The 19,093-nt window shown below is 35.8% G+C and carries 18 protein-coding genes; 16 read left to right on the forward strand and 2 right to left on the reverse strand.

Going from position 1 to position 19,093, the window contains the following annotated elements; genetic code table 11:
• The first annotated feature begins 132 nt into the window (after positions 1-132).
• The 3 genes from AB4865_RS08055 (at position 133) to AB4865_RS08065 (ending at position 2,260) form a co-directional block, all read left to right on the forward strand.
• A complete protein-coding gene (locus AB4865_RS08055; RefSeq protein ID WP_372472766.1) occupies positions 133-684 on the forward strand; it encodes a hypothetical protein in 552 nt (183 codons plus the stop codon).
• A 70-nt stretch (positions 685-754) separates the two neighbouring features.
• On the forward strand, positions 755-1,441 hold the full coding sequence (locus tag AB4865_RS08060) for an outer membrane beta-barrel protein (protein WP_372472767.1): 687 nt from the start codon (positions 755-757) through the stop codon (positions 1,439-1,441).
• A 348-nt stretch (positions 1,442-1,789) separates the two neighbouring features.
• Positions 1,790-2,260: a DUF6495 family protein gene (locus AB4865_RS08065; RefSeq protein WP_372472768.1), complete on the forward strand. Its 471-nt coding sequence runs from the start codon at positions 1,790-1,792 to the stop codon at positions 2,258-2,260.
• Between the two features lie 41 nt (positions 2,261-2,301).
• On the opposite strand, the gene bcp is transcribed toward AB4865_RS08065, so the two are convergent.
• Positions 2,302-2,748, reverse strand: a complete 447-nt coding sequence (bcp, locus tag AB4865_RS08070; protein WP_372472769.1) for a thioredoxin-dependent thiol peroxidase — start codon at positions 2,746-2,748, stop codon at positions 2,302-2,304.
• Between the two features lie 58 nt (positions 2,749-2,806).
• Positions 2,807-3,682, reverse strand: coding sequence for a lysophospholipid acyltransferase family protein (locus AB4865_RS08075; RefSeq protein ID WP_372472770.1), 876 nt, complete (start codon positions 3,680-3,682; stop codon positions 2,807-2,809).
• Between the two features lie 158 nt (positions 3,683-3,840).
• Here AB4865_RS08075 and tsaD point away from each other — a divergent pair, with 158 nt between their 5' ends.
• The 13 genes from tsaD to AB4865_RS08140 all read left to right on the forward strand — a co-directional run bounded on the left by tsaD (position 3,841) and on the right by AB4865_RS08140 (position 19,091).
• On the forward strand, positions 3,841-4,863 hold the full coding sequence (gene tsaD / locus AB4865_RS08080) for a tRNA (adenosine(37)-N6)-threonylcarbamoyltransferase complex transferase subunit TsaD (protein WP_372472771.1): 1,023 nt from the start codon (positions 3,841-3,843) through the stop codon (positions 4,861-4,863).
• 170 nt (positions 4,864-5,033) lie between these two features.
• A complete protein-coding gene (locus AB4865_RS08085) occupies positions 5,034-5,795 on the forward strand; it encodes a head GIN domain-containing protein (RefSeq protein ID WP_372472772.1) in 762 nt (253 codons plus the stop codon).
• Positions 5,796-5,960: 165 nt separating this feature from the next.
• Positions 5,961-6,671 carry a 16S rRNA (uracil(1498)-N(3))-methyltransferase gene (locus AB4865_RS08090; RefSeq protein WP_372472773.1) on the forward strand — a complete coding sequence of 237 codons (711 nt, stop codon included), beginning with the start codon at positions 5,961-5,963 and terminating at the stop codon, positions 6,669-6,671.
• Entirely contained in the window at positions 6,658-7,836 is a 1,179-nt protein-coding gene (locus AB4865_RS08095) for a class I SAM-dependent methyltransferase (RefSeq protein WP_372472774.1), read from the forward strand. The genes AB4865_RS08090 and AB4865_RS08095 overlap by 14 nt, the downstream gene beginning before the upstream one ends.
• A gap of 48 nt (positions 7,837-7,884) precedes the next feature.
• A complete protein-coding gene (locus AB4865_RS08100) occupies positions 7,885-8,775 on the forward strand; it encodes a 3-hydroxyacyl-CoA dehydrogenase family protein (protein ID WP_372472775.1) in 891 nt (296 codons plus the stop codon).
• On the forward strand, positions 8,772-9,992 hold the full coding sequence (locus AB4865_RS08105) for a DUF1015 domain-containing protein (protein ID WP_372472776.1): 1,221 nt from the start codon (positions 8,772-8,774) through the stop codon (positions 9,990-9,992). Before AB4865_RS08100 ends, AB4865_RS08105 begins: the two co-directional genes overlap by 4 nt.
• Before the next feature lie 603 nt (positions 9,993-10,595).
• Positions 10,596-11,180, forward strand: coding sequence for a restriction endonuclease subunit S (locus AB4865_RS08110; RefSeq protein ID WP_372472777.1), 585 nt, complete (start codon positions 10,596-10,598; stop codon positions 11,178-11,180).
• Positions 11,181-11,182: 2 nt separating this feature from the next.
• Complete coding sequence (locus AB4865_RS08115; protein WP_372472778.1) at positions 11,183-11,599, forward strand: DUF3800 domain-containing protein; 417 nt, start codon at positions 11,183-11,185, stop codon at positions 11,597-11,599.
• The gene (locus AB4865_RS08120) at positions 11,596-11,916 is read left to right on the forward strand and encodes a DUF3800 domain-containing protein (protein WP_372472779.1); all 321 of its coding nucleotides are present in this window, start codon (positions 11,596-11,598) and stop codon (positions 11,914-11,916) included. Before AB4865_RS08115 ends, AB4865_RS08120 begins: the two co-directional genes overlap by 4 nt.
• A 322-nt stretch (positions 11,917-12,238) precedes the next feature.
• Positions 12,239-13,756, forward strand: coding sequence for a type I restriction-modification system subunit M (locus tag AB4865_RS08125; RefSeq protein WP_372472780.1), 1,518 nt, complete (start codon positions 12,239-12,241; stop codon positions 13,754-13,756).
• A 36-nt stretch (positions 13,757-13,792) separates the two neighbouring features.
• The gene (locus AB4865_RS08130; RefSeq protein WP_372472781.1) at positions 13,793-14,995 is read left to right on the forward strand and encodes a restriction endonuclease subunit S; all 1,203 of its coding nucleotides are present in this window, start codon (positions 13,793-13,795) and stop codon (positions 14,993-14,995) included.
• A gap of 197 nt (positions 14,996-15,192) precedes the next feature.
• On the forward strand, positions 15,193-18,357 hold the full coding sequence (locus AB4865_RS08135; RefSeq protein WP_372472782.1) for a type I restriction endonuclease subunit R: 3,165 nt from the start codon (positions 15,193-15,195) through the stop codon (positions 18,355-18,357).
• Entirely contained in the window at positions 18,357-19,091 is a 735-nt protein-coding gene (locus tag AB4865_RS08140; RefSeq protein ID WP_372472783.1) for a M48 family metallopeptidase, read from the forward strand. Before AB4865_RS08135 ends, AB4865_RS08140 begins: the two co-directional genes overlap by 1 nt.
• Positions 19,092-19,093: the final 2 nt, after the last annotated feature.

Below are 19,093 nucleotides of genomic sequence, written 5' to 3' on the forward strand. Positions count from 1 at the left end.
TTACAGGTTAAAAATAAGTAACCGAAAAATAAATCGTCTAAAAAATGTAAGCATAAATGACCTATTTTTATCCAATTTTGACTTTTCGGGCATTTTCATTTTGAATGTATCTTATATCCTAAAATATAGACAATGGTATATAAATTTAGAGTAATACTCGATACAGAAGAAGATGTATTGAGAGATATTGCAATCAAAGACTCTGATAGTTTAGAAGATTTGCACAATACAATCATCAACGCTTTTGGATTTGATGGGAGCGAAGGAGGTTCGTTTTTCTTGTGCGAAGACAATTGGGAACAATTGGACGAAGAAATTGCTTTGTTTGATATGGGAGATGTGCCGGGAGAACAAAAAACGATGGCAGATTTTGCAATCAAAGATTTGTTGCACGAAGACCAAACAAAGATTTTGTACATCTATGATCCGTTTGTAAATTGGACATTTTTTGTAGAATTGGCGTCTATCGAAAGCGAAGAAGATAGCTCTGAAAAAGAATTGCCTACTTTGTTGTTTGCACATGGAGTATTACCAGACGAAGCACCCGAAAAATCATTTGCATTGGATGTAAACAACGACGATATCTTTGGTGAATTTGACGATGATTACGACGATGACGACTACGGATATTTTGGTGAAGAAGAAGGTGGGTACGATGATTATGGGTACGATGCTATGTACTAAAAAATAATTACGAGATGATTTTTTTATAGAAATTGTCTCGTTTGTTTTTTCTTATAAAAAACCTTTTATTATGAAAAAAATAGTTGGGATTACGTGTCTATTCCTCAGTTTTGCTGGAATAGCACAGAAAAAAGACAAACCGATAGAGCCTACAGTTAAAGTGGTCGATTCGCTCTATAGAGAGGATCATTTTTACGCAGGTGTTTCGCATATTTATACTATGGATACGCCCACTGGCTATAAGCAAAATGGAATTTCTGTGGGTATGCAAGCGGGATTTTTGAGAGATATTCCTGTGAGCAAAGACCGTAGATGGTCGATTGCACCAGGTGTGGGCATTGCTTTTCAATCCGTAAATAATAATTTGTTTGTAATCAATCCTGAAAAAAGCGATTATGAAGTAGGAGATTTTTACAAGTCAAATGGTCAACGCTATTGGGCGATCGAATTTCCTATTGAGTTTCGCTGGCGTACTTCTACCGTACAATCACATAAGTTTTGGCGTATCTATACTGGATTGAAATACAGTTATATATATTCTTATCGTACAAAGTATTCGGGTTCGTACGGAGATTATACACACACACAAGATAAAAACATCAATAAAGGTTTGATAACTGCCTATATCGTAACAGGTTTTAATACGTGGAATATGCAGATAGGATACACTTTTACGCCTATGTACAAAGCCAATACGGTGATGAACGAACCGTCTTTTAAAGGTTTGCATTTAGGATTGATGTTTTACATATTATAAAAAACGGTATTAGTAGAATTTTTGTGAATAGAATTTTACGCAGATGAGAACAAATTTTAAAATTCTCTGTGAATTGATTTGATTTTCACAGATGTTTTTTTGAATTATCAAAAAAACAGAATCTGAGGTTATCTGCTTTAAACCGTAGGTTTAATCTTTTTAAGTACAGTTTTCTTAAAAATCATTTTAGAAAATAAATCTGAGAAAATTTGTGTTAAATACAACACCCTTTCTCATAGACTCTCCCGAAAGTTTTCGGAGACTTCCCTCTTACTAGTGAGGAAATGCGTGAGAAAAATCTACGAATTGTTTCACATTGATTTTATTATAGCCTAAAAAACAATAGAAATGAAATATACACGATTGACTAAAGAGCAATTGGAAGAGTTGCATGTAGAATTTGCCAATTTTTTGGCTTCACAACAAATAGATAAGGAAGAGTGGGAAGATTTGAAAAAAAATAAACCTGAGGTAGCAGAGGAGGAGTTGAATGTGTTTTCTGATTTGGTATGGGAAGGAGCACTGACGGCAGCTCGCTATATGGAACATTTTTCAAAAAATCACATCTTCTTGTTTAGATTTGACGAAACATCGATTGATACAGTGGTATTGAAAACAGAAAATACCTCGGTGGACTTCCTTAAAAAAGAAGGATTGGAATGGTTGAGTGAAAATATGTTTAGCCCAGAGGTAGAAATACGCAAAGGAGCAAAGACATTTGGCGAAGACCGAAACGGCGAATTGTTTGAAATCATCCGTCAAGGTGCATTTTTTAGCAATGGCGAATTGTATCATCAGATAGCAGATTTGATGAAATAAGATAAAGCAGAGGCTGTCCGAAAAGGACAGCCTTTTTGTTTTTAAGCTAAAATTTGCTCAGCGTGTGCTTTGGTTTTTACTTTTTCGATGATGTTGGTGCAAATGCTGTTTTCGTCAAAGAGAAACGTAGTACGGACAATACCAAAATATTCTTTTCCCATAAATTTTTTCAATTGCCATACGCCAAATTTTTCTATAATCTCTTTTTCAGTATCAGCAATTAAATCGTATGTTAATTTGTTTTTTGTGTGAAAATTCTTTTGTCTTTTTACATCATCAGCACTGATGCCAAGTACATTATACCCTTGTTTTTGCAATATTTCGTAGTTTTCACTGAGGTTGCATGCCTGAGCTGTACAACCAGGAGTACTTGCTTTTGGATAAAAAAACAACACTAATTTCTTTCCTAAAAATTGTTCAGATGAAACTGTTTCTCCCTCTTGATTGATTGCTTTGAAAGCAGGGATTTTATCTCCTATTTTTATCATAACTTTACCTGTCCCGTCCAAAACGGGTTCTACTTACTATTTACTTTTTACTATTTACTTACTTCTTTCCTTGATGTTTCCATCGTTTGTGTGTCCAAAAGTAAAATTTGGGTTCTTCTTTAATTTGATTCTCAACTAATTGGATAAATTTACGAGTGATAAAATGGTCTGAAGTATCACAAGCTTGGTCTGTAATTTCTATAAATTCGGCCGAATAATATCCTCTTTTTACCTTTTTTACTTTGAGAAACAACACCGTCATATCGAGGTTGATGGCAATATGTTCAGCCCCGTCAAATACAGGTACGTTGATACCAAAAAAATCCTGCCAATATTGATTTTTTCGCAGCATAGGCGTTTGGTCGTTGATAAAAAGATACACCCCTTTGGTGCCTTTTCTATCGTGATTTCTCATTTCTCTTGCTAATGAATAAGCAGAAATCAATTCTGTATCAAAACGTGAACGAATGTTTCGAACAATCTTGTCAAAATGACCGTTTTGTAGCGGTCTGTAAATTCCGTACCCTTGAAAACTAAGGTAGTGATTTAGAGCCATAGACCATTCCCAATTGGCATAGTGAGACATCATCAAAACGATACTTTTTCCTTTAGCTTCGTATTCTTTTAGCAATTTGATGTTTGAAAATGTATATCTTTTGAGCAAATCTTCTTTAGAAATAGACAAGGTTTTTATCATTTCTAAAAACATATCACAGAAGTGCTTGTAAAATTCTTTTTCGATGGCTATGATTTGGGAAGTAGTATATTCTGGAAATGCAATTTTTATGTTGGCTCTTACTACTTTTTTTCGATAGCCTATCACTCGATACAATAAGAAATACACTACATCCGAAAGTACATATAACAATCGAAAGGGTAGTAAAGAAATCAGTATGAGGAAGCTATAGACTATTTTTGCTAATACAAATTGCATTGAATATTAATTTTGCACAAAGATACTATCAAAATAGGATAGTAGAGTAAAAAAACAATAAAAATATTGCCAATTTCATCGGACTACTCATTGTATTACAACTTATACCAAGGTAAAACTTGGTGTTAAATTCCTATCTTTGCAAAAAGTTTATTTTGATGAATACAAATCCACCCATTTATATTTTAGCTATAGAAAGTTCGTGCGACGATACAGGCGTTGCTGTGATGCACAACGACCGAGTATTGAGCAATGTGGTTGCTAAACAAGACATTCACGAGCAGTACGGCGGTGTGATACCCGAGTTGGCATCAAGAGCTCATCAAAGCAATATTGTACCTACGGTAGAAGTGGCGTTGCAAAAGGCAGGTATCAGCAAACATCAACTATCAGCAATAGCCTTTACACAAGGCCCCGGATTGATGGGGTCGCTGTTGGTGGGGAGTTCGTTTGCCAAATCGATGGCGATGGCATTAGACCTTCCGTTGATTGCGGTACATCACATGCACGCACATATTTTGGCACATTTTATAGAAGAAGGTCAGGAAAAACCTACATTTCCCTTTTTGGGTATAACTATCAGTGGTGGACATACGCAGATAATCAAAGTACATTCGCATGACAAGATGGAATTGTTGGGCGAAACCACCGATGATGCCATAGGAGAGGCGTATGACAAAACAGCAAAATTATTAGGATTTCCATATCCTGGAGGTCCATTTATAGACCAATATGCCAAAGAAGGCAATCCGAAAGCCTATACATTTACCAAGCCCAAAGTAGAGGCAATGGATTTTAGTTTCAGCGGATTGAAAACACAAATCATGTATTTTTTGCAGAAAAACAGCAAGGGAAATCCTAACTTTATCAAGGAAAATTTAGCGGATATTTGTGCGTCAATTCAGCATACAATTGTATCTATTTTGATGGATAAAATTTCGGCAGCTGTTGCTCACACAGGCATACAATCTATTGTAATTGGTGGTGGAGTTTCTGCCAATAGTGGTATTCGTAAAGCCTTGTATGATAGAGAAAAAACACATCAATGGAAGGTGTTTATTCCCAAATTTGAATACACGACAGATAATGCGGCTATGATTGGTATCGTGGGTTATTTTAAATATTTAAACCATCAATTTGCTGATTTAACTACGGTGGCATTTCCGAGGATTTCTGTGTGATTTTTTGTAAGTTATAAGACAAAAAAAAGAAAATCTTTTTATATAAATTTTGTTTGGTTTGTTCAGAAAATATGAACTTACAGAGAGCAAAATTTTTTTAAAAAAAATATTGTGTTGTTTTGTAACAATGTATCTAAATAATTTGTAACTTTACGGAAAAACATACAAATATGAAAAAACTATTTTTTATTTCGTTTGTTGTAATGGCAATAGCATGTGGAAATTCTCTCCCTTCAAAAAGTGATACAATTTCAAGAGATGAAATCGTAACAACCAATCATTCGATTTCAACAAATGGTTCAATTATTATTGAGGAACGCCCATGGCAAGCTTTCTCAAAAATAGAAAACAAGACGAGTTTTGATGTTCATTTGATTGATTCTCCAGAAAGAAAAATCAATATTGAAGCTCCGGACAATTTGGTTCCTTATATTAAGACAACGTTTGAAGGAGGAAAACTGACCATTTCGGTTAAGTCAAATTACAAGTTTCGTTCAAACAACAAAATTGTGATTTATGTACCCGTTACCAATCAGTTGAAAGAAATCGTTCAAAAGGGTTCAGGAGATATAGAAATGAAAACTACTTTGGACGTTTCGTCTATGAATTGTGTAGTAAACGGTTCAGGGGATATATCTGTAAATGTCAATGCAAAAACAGTAGATTTGACTGTTCAAGGCTCGGGAGATATCGAGGCTTATGGTTCGGCAGAAAAACTTACTGTAAGTGTCAACGGTTCGGGCGATATTGATGCCAAAAAAATGATAGCAAAACAAGCCGATATAAATGTCAATGGTTCGGGTGATGCCGAAGCCTATGTTACTCAAAATGTAAAGGCAGCTATCAAAGGATCTGGCGATGTGGAAGTTTACGGAAATCCTCAAAAAAGACAAGTAACTCACAAAGGTTCAGGAAGAGTATATTTTAAGTAATGGAAATCTCTATTTGAGGAAACAATCTATAGGAAAAGTTGATTTTTAGTGATTTCTACTTTCATTCATTAAACGAATAAATACAGCAAAAAGTTTCTGTAAAAAGAAACTTTTTGTTATTTTTGAAATTATCAAAACATACACATTTATCCCTTTATTTATCCCATGCAACTATTTTTTGCACCAGAACTAAACGATCAGTCAAAAAACTTTGCTTTCGACAAAGAAGAGAGCAAACATATCGTAAAAGTATTACGTAAAAAAGAAGGCGATATACTCCACATTACCAACGGAAAAGGTTTGTTTTTTTCTGCAGAAATCTCTATGGCATTGGAGAAAAAATGTGAAGTAACGATTCTTTCGATTGACCAACAAAAAGCTAAAGATTTTTACATTCATTTGGCAGTTGCTCCTACCAAAATGAACGAACGCTACGAATGGTTTTTGGAAAAAGCTACCGAAATCGGTATCGACGAAATTACGCCGATTTTTTGCGAACATTCCGAAAGAAAAGTAATAAAAAACGAACGATTTGAAAAAATCATTTTGTCGGCTGTAAAGCAGTCCAATCAGTCGTTTGTGCCTGTGCTAAACGAGGGAATTTTGTTGAAAGATTTTCTAAATCAAACTCATACAGGCGAATTGTTTATCGCACATTGCGACGACTTGCACAAAACACCTTTGAAAAATAGCTTTTCGCCAAAGCAAAAATACACTTTATTAATTGAACCAGAGGGAGATTTTAGTCCCAAAGAAATAGCATTAGCTCTCGAAAAAGGCTTTAAGCCAGTAACTTTAGGAGCTACGCGTTTGCGTACAGAAACCGCTGCAATTGTGGCTTGTCATTCGTTTGTATATGGAAATGAAGAACTATAAAGCAGATATTCCTACTGAGATTGTCGATTTCATTCAGCAATCGACGGATAGCAATGTGCAACAATTGGCATTGAAAAAAAATCCTTTTCCATATTTTGATTGGAAATGGATTATCAATCAGATTGCAGCCCGACAAAAAGCAAAAACAAAATTGCCCACTTGGTACAATCATACTCAAACGATTTTTCCTTCCTTAGTATCGGTTGAGCAGACTTCCTCGGAAGCTATTGCTCAATACAAATCGCAATTGTTTTCAGGAAAAAAACTCATCGATTTGACAGGCGGATTGGGTGTAGATACCTATTATTTTGCCCAACAATTTGAAGAAGTCATTCACTGCGAATGGAACGAAGATTTATCGCAAATTGCAGCATACAATTTTCAACTTTTAGGTGCAAAAAACATTCAGTGTGTGGTAGGTGATAGCTTGGAATATTTAGCCCAAACCACACAAACTTTCGACTGTATTTATGTAGATCCTGCTAGAAGAGATGAACACAAAAATAAAGTGTTTCTCTTTGAAGATTGTACGCCAAACATCACTACTTCAAAGAATTTATTTTTGCAAAAAGCCAATAAAGTGATTGTGAAAACTTCGCCAATGGTCGATATTTTTGACGGAATTTCTCAATTGAAAAGCGTCAATAAAATCTATGTTTTGGCGTACAAAAACGAAGTAAAAGAATTGCTTTGGGTTTTGGAAAAAGAGTCTAAAATCATTGAAATTTCGGCTGTAAATATTACTCCAGAAAAAGTAGTAGAATTTACACATATTTTAGATGAAAGAGAGTGTGTAAATCTTTCTCTTCCAATGAAATATCTTTACGAGCCTTTTAGTGCAGTATTGAAAACAGGTTTATTCAATCGATTGGCAGCTGTTTTTCCGGTTGATAAATTGCACCGACATTCGCATCTTTATACTTCGGAAGAAAAAACAGATTTTCCAGGTAGAGTATTCAAAATCAATGAAATTTTTCCTTTTTCCAAAAAAGAAATCAAAAAACAATTGGAAGGAAAAAAGATGAATGTAACCACGAGAAACTTTCATTTATCAGTAGAAGAACTCAGAAAAAAATACAAAATAAAAGACGGAGGAGACATTTATGCTTTTTTTACCACCAATAAAAACGATGAAAAAATTGTGATTTTGACGGAGAAAATTTAATCTTTTCGTACTTTTGCCAACAAATTAATCAAATAGAAAAAATTTATCATGAAAAATATCGCAGTAATTGGAGCAGGTACTATGGGTAATGGAATTGCTCATACTTTTGCTCAAAATGGTTTTAAAGTTTGTTTGATCGACATAAACGAAAAATCTTTGGAAAAAGGTATTATGACCATTGCGACCAACCTTGATCGTATGATTGCCAAAGGAAGCATCACTGAGGCTGATAAAAAGGCTACGATTGAAAACATCATCACTTACACAGACATCAAAGACGGTGTGGTAAATGCCGATTTGGTGGTGGAAGCTGCTACTGAAAATGTAGAGTTGAAATTGAACATTTTCAGACAATTGAGCGAAATTTGCGACGAAAATATCATTTTGGCTACCAATACTTCTTCGATTTCGATTACACAAATTGCATCGGTTGTAAACAACCCTTCTCGTGTGATTGGAATGCACTTTATGAATCCTGTGCCGATTATGAAATTGGTGGAAATCATCCGCGGATACAACACTACAGACCAAGTTACCGAAACGATTATGGAGCTTTCTAAAAAATTAGGAAAAGTGCCAGTAGAGGTAAACGATTACCCAGGGTTTGTAGCAAACCGTATTTTGATGCTAATGATCAACGAATCTATCGAAACTTTATACAACGGAGTAGCAGGAGTTCAAGAAATTGACACTGTGATGAAATTGGGAATGGCACATCCAATGGGACCGCTACAATTGGCAGATTTCATCGGTCTGGATGTATGTTTGTCGATTTTGAATGTGATGTACGACGGATTTAAAAATCCAAAATACGCACCGTGTCCGCTATTGGTAAATATGGTAATGGCTGGAAAATTGGGTGTGAAATCAGGTGAAGGTTTCTACGACTACTCAGAAAGCAAAAAAGCAGAGAAAGTTGCGAAAATGTTTGAGAAATGATAAAAATAACCCCTTTTCGAGCTGTGAGACCAACTTCAGACAAAGTGTCGTTGGTTACTACGCGTTCGTACGATGAATATTCGGCGGCGGAGTTGGCTTCATGGCTTGATTTCAACCCTTTTTCGTTTTTGCATATCATCAATCCTGCGTTTGTCAATCAAGAGAAAATTTCTCCAGACAAACGATTTAAGATTGTAGGAACAAAATATGCCGATTTCAAAGACAAAGGGATTTTTATCAAAGACAAAGAAGAGGCTTTTTTTCTGTACGAAATTCAAACAGCCAAACATTCGTTTACAGGAATAGTAGTGGGTGCTTCGCTGAAGAATTATCAAGACAATTTGATTAAAAAACACGAAAATACTTTGGATTATCGTGTGCAAAATTTGAAAAATTACTTTCAAATTACACAATTCAATACCGAACCTGTATTGGTTATGTACAAGGAAAATCCTTCGCTTCAAGAATGGATAGACCACACAAAAAAATGCCTTTTGCCATTGTATGATTTTTCTACCACCAACAAAGAGCGACATATAGTGTGGAAAATTGATACAAAAGAAGGGATTGATTTCTTGCAAAAGACATTCAAAGAAACCGATACGCTCTACATTGCCGACGGACACCACCGATTGGCAACTTCGCAAATGCTGTTGGAAGAGGAGGGAAGCAAGGCAAGTGAAGCTATGCACTATTGTATGAGTTATTTGATAAGTGAAAACAATTTGAAAATCAACGAATACAATCGATTGATACACGATTTGAACGGTTTTTCTTCTGTGGAATTTGTAGAAATGTTGCAACAGCATTTTACAGTAGAACGCGTACACGATTTTTGGAAACCTACAGAAATGCATTCCTTTGGAATGTATCTCAACGGTGTGTTTTATCATTTGAAGCTGAAAGACATACCCGATGAAAATGCCCCAATACTCAGTCAATTAGACGCACAGCTATTGTATGATTTGGTATTGCATCCCATTCTGGGAATAGAAGATTTGCGTACCGATAGCCGAATTTCGTACATACCTGGAAATCAAGGGTTGGTTGAGTTAAAAAAATCTATAGACGACGAAGATTACAAAGTAGGTTTTATTTTGTATCCGCCTACAATAGAGCAAATCAAACAATTGGCTGATGCACAAGAAACCATGCCACCGAAAAGTACCTACATCGAACCAAAATTTAGAAACGGTTTGCTGATTTATGAGTTTTAATAAAATAGTAAACTCCGCCTAGAGTCTTTTAAAGATTTGGCGGAGTTTTTTTTGTTTTTTACCATAGATTTTTTTTACCACTGAGAAACAGTTTACACCCCAGTATGTTATGCTGTCAAGCATCTCACCAAAGTTTTTTTATTTTTTATATCGGAGAAACAGAGACGCTCCGCTTATAGAGTTCTCTCGTATATTTCGGTAATTAACGCTGATTTTACACTTGTGAGGAAGGTCATTTTTTTACCACAAAGAATACAGTAGAAACATAGAAAAAACTTTATGAATAAAATTTAGACACTCGCTTTTTGAGTTTCCCCTGTTGAATAATTTCACATTCAACAGGGGAATCATAGACTGTATTGTAGAGAATAAACTATGTAAACTATGATTCTATGTGGTTAAAAACTCTCGTAGATGACACAGATAATCATAGATTTTTTTCTTTTTTCTAACACATTACAAACAATACACAAAGTAAAAACTGTTGAGTTAAAAATCTATATTTTTGTTTTTTTACATAGTACAAAAAATACTATAAAAAGTTTTGTTATATAATAAAAGTTTGTCTATATTTGCAAACTAAAATTTAGTACAAAAAATACTATGAGTAAAAAAGTAAAAATATCTGAGGTGGTAAACATTCGTTCGGGAATGATTGTTCCAAGGACTACAAATTCTGATTTGAACGAACTGACCGAGGTATTTGTATATCTTTTGAATACGACGGATTTTGATACGCAGGGAAATTTAGCCAAGGATTTACAACCCAACGCTCTATACAAACCTGTATTTGAAAAAAACTATTTGCAAAAAGGCGATCTCCTTTTCAATGCAAAAGGAAGGCGTTTTTTTGCTGTGCAGTTCAAAGGAGAATATCCACATTGCATCGCCAGTTCGGTGTTTTTGGTTTTGACAGTACTATCAGATGATGTCTTGCCTGAATATGTCTTGTGGTATCTCAATCATCCAAAAGTGTTAAAGATGTTCGAATCCAAAATGTTTACCCAAACGATGCCCGCTATTTCATTGAAAGATTTTTCTACATTGGAAATTTCCATTCCTCCTTTAGAGGTTCAACAAAAAATCGTTGCGTTGGATACTCTTAAAAACAAGAAAATACAACTGATGCAACAATTGTTGGAATTGGAAACACTATATTACGATGCAAAAATGTTTGAAATGTTGTGATTATGAATACTAGTGATTTTATTGTTTATGTAGATGAATCTGGAGACCATGGATTGACAAGCATTGATAAAGATTATCCTTTGTTTGTTTTAGTTTTCTGTTGTTTTAAAATTGATACTTATATTCAAGAGGCTGTTCCATTGTTACAAAAATTTAAATTTGATTTTTTTGGTCATGATCAAATCATTTTACATGAACATCACATAAGAAAACAAAAAGGAGATTTTTCTTTTCTACGAATTGATAAAGATTTTCGAAATAATTTTTTAAGAAGTATAAGTAATGTTGTAGAAAATACCCCTGTCGAATTATTTGCGGTGATTATTGATAAAGAAAAATTGAGTAGCAAATACATTAGACCCATAATCCATATAATATTGCTTTGCGATATGGTCTTGAAAGGTTATTATATTTTTTGAGAAATCAAAATCAAGAAGGAAAGGAGGTGCGAGTAATTTTTGAAAAAAGAGGACAAAATGAAGATAAGGATTTAGAGTTGGAGTTTTTGAGAATTTGTAATCCAAAGGTTGAACATACAATAAGTACTCCTTGTGATTTTTCAAAAATCAAATTCATTCCCATTTTTGCCGATAAAAAATCAAATTCTTGTGGGTTGCAATTAGCAGATCTTACAGCTCGACCTATCGGAATACATTATTTACGACCTGAACAAAATAATGTTGCTTATGACATTGTAAAAAATAAAATCAGAAGAATAAAAATATTTCCTATATAAAAAGCAAAAAACCTTGGTAAAGACCAAAGTTTTAATGCCGACCGGGAAATGCCCAATCCTTTAATAGTACAAAGGTAATAAAAAGTATTTAAAAGTAATAAAAAGTATTATAAAAAGTATCTAAAAGTAATAAAAAGTATTATAAAAAGTATCTAAAAGTAATAAAAAGTATTATAAAAAGTATCTAAAAGTAATAAAAAGTATTATAAAAAGTATCTAAAAGTAATAAAAAGTATTTAAAAGTAATAAAAAGTATTATAAAAAGTATCTAAAAGTAATAAAAAGTAATAAAAAGTATTATAAAAAAACAAAAAATAATAAAATGACACAAAAAATCACTCAAAAAGATGTAAACAACATTGTATGGAAAGCCTGTGATACTTTCCGTGGAATTATCGACCCATCGCAATACAAAGATTATGTACTTACTATGCTGTTTCTAAAGTATGTAACCGATGTGTATAACGAAAAACGAGAGGAATACAGCCGCCAATACAACGGCAACGAAGAGAGAATACACCGTGCCTTGGTGCGTGAGCGATTTATCGTGCCAGAAGTGTCGAGTTTTGATTACTTGTACGAGCATCGCAACGACCCAAAAATAGGGGAGAAAATCAACCATGCTTTGGCAGAATTGGAAGAGGCCAACCGCGAAAAATTGGGCGGATACGACGGCTCTAATATTTTCAACAACATTGATTTCAATTCCTCAACTTTGGGCGATTCTAAAGACAAATGTACGCGATTGAAAAACCTTTTGGCAGATTTCAAAGCCCTCAACCTTTCGCAAGCCAATTTGGAAAACAACGATGTGATCGGTGGAGCATATGAGTTTTTGATTGCCAACTTTGCCGCAGATTCTGGGAAAAAAGCAGGAGAGTTTTTTACACCAGCAGAGCTTTCTACACTCTTGGCAAAACTCACCAAGTCCCAACCAGGTTCGCGTATCTACGACCCTACTTGTGGTTCGGGTTCGTTGCTCATCAAAGCAGGAAAAGAGGTAGGAAACAAAAACTTTTCGCTCTATGGGCAAGAAGTAAACGGTAGCACTTGGGCATTGGCAATGATGAACATGTACCTACACGGATACGACAGTGCCATTATTCGTTGGGGCGATGTTTTGCGAAATCCCAAGCACAAAGAAGGCGACCAACTCATGAAATTTGATACCGTAGTAGCCAATCCGCCGTTTTCGTTGGACAAATGGGGAGCCGAAGAGCTTCAAAACGACCCTTACAACCGCTTTTGGAGAGGATTGCCACCAAAGTCGAAAGGAGATTGGGCGTTTATTACCCACATGATAGAGTCGCTCAACGCACACGGAAAAGCAGGAGTAGTCATCCCTCATGGTGTATTGTTTAGAGGAGCAGCCGAGGGCACGATACGCCGAAAAGTGTTGGAAGAAGACTTGTTGGAAGCCGTAATTGGTTTGCCGTCCAACTTGTTTTTTGGCACAGGTATCCCAGCTGCCATTGTACTTTTCAACAAAGACAAGAAAAACAAAAATAAGGTATTGTTTATAGACGCAAGCAAGGATTTTGTACCAGGTAAAAACCAAAACATCTTGGGAGAGCAGCACATAGACCGCATCGTGCAGACCTATACGCAGTTTCACGACCACGACCACGCGACAGGAGTAGTAGAAGAAAAATATGCCTACATCGCCGATATAGAAGAAATACGCGAAAACGAGTACAACCTCAACATACCTCGCTATGTAGATACCTACGAAGAAGAGGAGACCATAGACTTGGAAGCCGTACAACAGCAAATCTCCGACCTCAAAAAGCAAATCGCTACCGTACAATCGCAAATGGAAGAGTATTTACAGCAGTTTTAATAATTGATAATGCCCCATAGGGGTTAAATGTTAATAATGAACAAAACATACAAACATACAAGCATCGGACGAATCCCAAATGACTGGGAAGTGAAAAAACTGGGGGAGATTTCTATCATTCAAGGAGATTATGGTATTAATGCAAGTGCAGTTGAATATTCTGATGGTTTACCTACATATTTAAGAATAACCGATATTGATGAGGAAGGAAATTATTGTGATAAAAATAAAGTTTCTGTTGATGATGTAAATTATAAAAATTTTATCTTAAAAAACAATGATTTTGTTTTTGCTAGAACAGGTGCTTCTGTTGGAAAAACATATTTGCATAATTCAAAATTAAATGGAGATTTAGTTTTCGCTGGTTTCTTAATTAGATTTAGAGTTGATGAAAAAAAAATATTTCCATATTATTTGAAAATATTTACTCAAACAAATAAATATTGGAATTGGGTAAATGTATTTTCTATGAGGAGTGGACAACCTGGTATAAATAGTAGAGAGTATTGCAACCTCCAACTCCCCCTCCCTCCCTTACCCGAGCAGGAGGCAATTGCTGCCTGTCTCAGCACTTGGGATATCGCCATCGAGAAGCAAAGCCAACTCATCAACGCTCTGCAACAGCGAAAAAAAGCCCTCATGCAGCAGCTGCTCACCGGCAAAAAAAGACTCCTAAACCCCAAAAACAACCAACCTTTTTCACACCCCTGGAAAGAAGTGAAATTGGGGGAGGTGTGTGAAATAACCACAGGAAGATTGGATGCTAATGCTATGCGTGAAAATGGTAAATATCGATTTTACACTTGTGCAAAAGAATTTTATCGCATTAATGAATATGCGTTTGATACAGAAGCGTTATTGATCTCTGGAAATGGTGCCCATGTTGGATATATTCATTATTATAAAGGTAAATTTAATGCGTATCAGAGAACTTATGTTTTAGATACATTTAATCAAAATATATTATTTGTTAAATACTTTCTTGAAAAGTTTTTGCATAGAAGAATTTTTTCGGAAAAAAAAGAAGGGAATACACCATATATAGTTTTATCAACTTTATCTGAAATGAATATTTTTCTTCCATCAATAGAAGAACAAATCGCTATCGCAGAGGTATTGTCCACGGCAGATGAGGAATTGGCATTGCAAAAACAATTGCTCGTGCAATACCAACAGCAGAAAAAAGCCCTTATGCAACAATTGCTTACGGGAAAGAAACGGTTGAGAATTGAGAATTGATCCCCAATATCTCGAGACAGGCAATTGAGAGGCGAGGACTTGTCCGACTGAGCGAAGCTAATCGAAAACTATGTGAACTATGATGTCTATGTGTTTAAAAAAGTATAGCGTCTTTGGTTTCTTCTAAAGCGAAGCGTCTCTGATTCCTAAAAAATCTCTGATTCTCAGTGGTGAAAAAAATAAAAATAAATAAAAAAATGTTTTTTACAGAAGATAATACCGCACAATTACCCGCACTGAAGTTACTCATCGACCTCGGGTACCAATACCTCACCCCAAGCGAAGCTCTCTCGGCTCGTGAAGGTAGAGAAAGCAATGTGCTGCTCACCGATATATTGCGTACACAATTGCAAAAAATAAATACCATAAAAATTGGTAGCAAACAGGCAGATTTTACCGATGCCAATATCCTCCGTGCCATAGACAAACTCAAAGAAATACCTTTGTCTGATGGTTTTGTACACGCCTGCAATAGCATTTACAACCTATTGCGTTTTGGTTGTGCATTGGAGCAAAGTATAGACGGCGACCGCAAGAGCCACACCCTGCAATACATCGACTGGAATTGTATAGAAAACAATGTGTTTCATGTAACAGAAGAGTTTACCGTAACGCGTATGGGGCGTAAAGACAGCTATAGACCCGATTTGGTACTGTTTGTAAACGGTATTCCGCTGGCGGTCATCGAGTCTAAAAGTCCTACAATCAAAGAACCCACGCGTGAAGCCATCTCGCAACACCTGAGAAATCAGATGGAAAACGGCATACAACCGCTCTATGTCTATTGTCAGCTATTGGGAAGTATCTCACTCACCGAAGCCAAATATGCTACCACCAACACCAAAGAAGAATTTTGGTCGGTGTGGAAAGAAAAACAACCACAGTATTTGCAAAACTTGCCTACATTGGTCAATCAAGAGCTATCAAAAACAGACGAAAGCAAGGTGTTTTTTCAGAGCAAACTTCGCAGAAATTCCGATTTTTTGCAATACAAAGAAAAATACCAACATACAGTAGGCATCACCGCTCAAGATACCATGATTTACGGACTTTTTAGCAAAGAACGACTATTGAGTCTTGTAAAAGATTTTGTGGTTTTTGAAGGAGGTGTATTGAAAAAAGTAGCGAGATTTCAACAGTTTTTTGCCATAAACAAAATCATAGACCGCATACAACACATAGAAAACGGCAAACGAAAAGGGGGAGTGGTATGGCATACGCAAGGTAGTGGAAAATCACTGACTATGGCAATGTTGGCACGCAAAATAAAAGAAACTATAATCAATCCGTTGATAGTGGTGGTAACAGATAGAGAAGAACTCGACAATCAGATTACCGCTACACTAAAAAAAGTAGAAATCGATGTTATCAACGCCAGTTCGGGCAAACATTTGGTCAATTTGTTGAAAAGCGATGGCGATTTTGTAACCACTACGATTGTCAATAAGTTTCAGGCAGCGGTAAAGAAAATGGGCAAAAAGCCACTCGACCATCCCAATGTATTTGTGTTGATAGACGAGGCACACCGCACCCAATACGGTGTTTTCAATACCAATATGGAACGCATATTGGAAAACGCTTGTTTTATAGTGTTTACAGGTACGCCTTTGATGAAAAAACAAAAATCTACTGCACAAAAATTTGGTGGTATCATCGATACCTACACCATCGTAGAAGCGGTAGAAGACAAGGCGATTGTACCTATTTTGTACGAAGGACGATTGGCGTTGCAAGAAATCAATCAAAAAATGATCGACAGAGGATTTGACCGCGTATCCGAAGGTCTGTCTGACTATCACAAAATGGAACTCAAACGCAAGTCCAACAACGCCCAATTGATTTCCAAAACCGAGCAAAACATCACAGAAATTGCATGGGATATTAGCAAACATTTTTCTCAAACCTGGGGAGTCAATCTGCAAGGGGTTCACTCAGGTTTTAGAGGTATGGTCGTTTGTCCAGACAAGCTCACTGCTGTGAAGTACAAAAAAGCCTTTGATGCTATAGGTTTGGTAAAAACCGAAGTGGTAATGTCGCCACCCGATACCAGAGAAAACAATGAAGATGTACACAGCAGTACTTCGAGCGAAGTGGTACAATACTACGAAATGCTGAAAACAAAGTATGGCAAAGACATAGAAAACGCCATCATACAGCAATATGAAAAAGGCGAAAGCATCGAATTGCTCATTGTGATAGACAAATTGCTTACTGGCTTTGATGTGCCTAGTACTACTGTGATGTATTTGTGTAGAAAATTACGAGAGCATACACTGTTACAAGCCATTGCCAGAGTAAATCGAGTGTATCCGGGCAAGGATTACGGATTTGTAATCGATTATGCAGGGATTATGCAAGAGTTGGAAGAAGCCTTGGCTACCTATTCCAACGAAGAAGATGCCATAGAAAAAATGGATATACAAAATACACTGACGCATATTGCAGCCAAAGTCGATAAATTGCCACAATTGTACGCCGATTTGTTGGCACATTTCAATTCTGTAAAAAACAAAAACGACTTAGAAGAATTTGTAGCCTATTTGTCGGATATTGAATTGAGAGAATCGTTTTACGAAAAATTTAGTCAATTTGCCAAAGTATTGAAAATGGCATTGGCTACAGTAGATTTTTATAAAAAGGTTTCCGAAGAAAAAATCAATCGATACAAAGACGATTTGAAGAAATTTGCTCAAATTCGTGCTACGGTAAACAATGTGTATACAGACGAAATCAGTTTTGCACCATACGAAAAGCAATTGCAAAATCTCTTGGATCAGCATGTGATTACAGAAGAAATCATTCGCCTTACAGAACAAGTAGATATCCTCGATACCAAAAAGTTTGATGAAGAGTTGAGCAAAATTGTAGGCAATCGAGCAAAAGCAGAAAAAATAGCATCGGCTACATCGAAATACATCAGCGAACGAAAAGATATCGACCCTGTGTGGTATCAGAAACTTTCCGAACTCATTCAAAAGACCATACTCGAAATGAGAGAAAACCGAATTTCTGATATAGAAGCCCTCAAGAGATTGCAAGAAATACGCAACGAAGTTACTGGAGTGAAAACGAAAGATGATATGCCAGAATCGGTTTCGAAAAAAATGAGAACCAAAGCCGTTTATCGCTTATTGACCAACGAAAACATAGAAGAAAGCGAACAAGTAACACTCTTTTTTGAAGAAATTTTGACTCAAGAAGAAGTTGTTGATTGGTACAAAAACAACGATGTAATCAATAGAATCGATTTACAATTGAGTGATTATTTGATGGATGTCATCGGATTGTCATTGAATAAGGCAGAAGAATTGTCGAAAAAATGTATAGAAATCGTCATTTCCAATGTAAAAGTTCAGAAATGATGGAAAAAAGCATTTATTACGGAACAAAAAAAATATATTTCGATCTGCAACATTCCGAACGAAAAACTATGGGAATAAAAGTAACCCCCGACGGTCATGTGTGGGTGAAAGTGCCGATAGCCACCAAAGAGCGAGAAGTAGAAGAATGGGTGATGAAAAAAGCACAATGGATACTAAAACAACAAGCCTTTTTTGCCCAAAGCGATTTTATAGATATCCATAGCGAAATAAAATCGGGTTACAGTGTTTTGTATATGGGTAGGCAATACAAACTATTGGTGAAAATTGCTTCAAAAGATGAGGTGTTTTATCAAGGAAATCTCTTTTTGGTACACGTGAAAAAAAAGCAAGACGCATCAAAAGTATTCTATCAATGGATGAAACACAGAGCTATGCAAAAGATTGTAGAAATAGCTCACCCATTGATGAAAAAATTTCTGAGAAAACACAGCGTTTCTTCCGAAATATCATTTCAAGAAATGCCTACCCGTTGGGGAAGTTGTACAGGGAAAAATAAATTGATTTTCAATCCAAAACTAATACACACCCCCAAGCGATGTATCGAATATGTGGTCGTACACGAACTCTGTCACTTGATTCACAAACACCACAACGAAGCATTTTTTAACTTGCTCACCACAGAGATGCCTGATTGGGAAAAACGAAAAGCCGTTTTGGATAGGTATAGAGTGAATGAAATTAACTACCTTTGCAGTTTTGAAAAACAAAAATAGCA

The sequence above is a fragment of the Capnocytophaga sp. ARDL2 genome, from assembly GCF_041530365.1.
Taxonomy (GTDB): Bacteria; Bacteroidota; Bacteroidia; order Flavobacteriales; family Flavobacteriaceae; genus Flavobacterium.

What these genes read in the sequence shown, in the direction of transcription:
- AB4865_RS08055 (WP_372472766.1), top strand. Translation starts at nt 133, where the DNA reads ATGGTATATAAATTTAGAGTAATACTCGATACAGAAGAAGATGTATTG.
- AB4865_RS08060 (WP_372472767.1), top strand. Translation starts at nt 755, where the DNA reads ATGAAAAAAATAGTTGGGATTACGTGTCTATTCCTCAGTTTTGCTGGA.
- AB4865_RS08065 (WP_372472768.1), top strand. Translation starts at nt 1,790, where the DNA reads ATGAAATATACACGATTGACTAAAGAGCAATTGGAAGAGTTGCATGTA.
- bcp (WP_372472769.1), bottom strand. Translation starts at nt 2,748, where the DNA reads ATGATAAAAATAGGAGATAAAATCCCTGCTTTCAAAGCAATCAATCAA.
- AB4865_RS08075 (WP_372472770.1), bottom strand. Translation starts at nt 3,682, where the DNA reads ATGCAATTTGTATTAGCAAAAATAGTCTATAGCTTCCTCATACTGATT.
- tsaD (WP_372472771.1), top strand. Translation starts at nt 3,841, where the DNA reads ATGAATACAAATCCACCCATTTATATTTTAGCTATAGAAAGTTCGTGC.
- AB4865_RS08085 (WP_372472772.1), top strand. Translation starts at nt 5,034, where the DNA reads ATGAAAAAACTATTTTTTATTTCGTTTGTTGTAATGGCAATAGCATGT.
- AB4865_RS08090 (WP_372472773.1), top strand. Translation starts at nt 5,961, where the DNA reads ATGCAACTATTTTTTGCACCAGAACTAAACGATCAGTCAAAAAACTTT.
- AB4865_RS08095 (WP_372472774.1), top strand. Translation starts at nt 6,658, where the DNA reads ATGAAGAACTATAAAGCAGATATTCCTACTGAGATTGTCGATTTCATT.
- AB4865_RS08100 (WP_372472775.1), top strand. Translation starts at nt 7,885, where the DNA reads ATGAAAAATATCGCAGTAATTGGAGCAGGTACTATGGGTAATGGAATT.
- AB4865_RS08105 (WP_372472776.1), top strand. Translation starts at nt 8,772, where the DNA reads ATGATAAAAATAACCCCTTTTCGAGCTGTGAGACCAACTTCAGACAAA.
- AB4865_RS08110 (WP_372472777.1), top strand. Translation starts at nt 10,596, where the DNA reads ATGAGTAAAAAAGTAAAAATATCTGAGGTGGTAAACATTCGTTCGGGA.
- AB4865_RS08115 (WP_372472778.1), top strand. Translation starts at nt 11,183, where the DNA reads ATGAATACTAGTGATTTTATTGTTTATGTAGATGAATCTGGAGACCAT.
- AB4865_RS08125 (WP_372472780.1), top strand. Translation starts at nt 12,239, where the DNA reads ATGACACAAAAAATCACTCAAAAAGATGTAAACAACATTGTATGGAAA.
- AB4865_RS08130 (WP_372472781.1), top strand. Translation starts at nt 13,793, where the DNA reads ATGAACAAAACATACAAACATACAAGCATCGGACGAATCCCAAATGAC.
- AB4865_RS08135 (WP_372472782.1), top strand. Translation starts at nt 15,193, where the DNA reads ATGTTTTTTACAGAAGATAATACCGCACAATTACCCGCACTGAAGTTA.
- AB4865_RS08140 (WP_372472783.1), top strand. Translation starts at nt 18,357, where the DNA reads ATGGAAAAAAGCATTTATTACGGAACAAAAAAAATATATTTCGATCTG.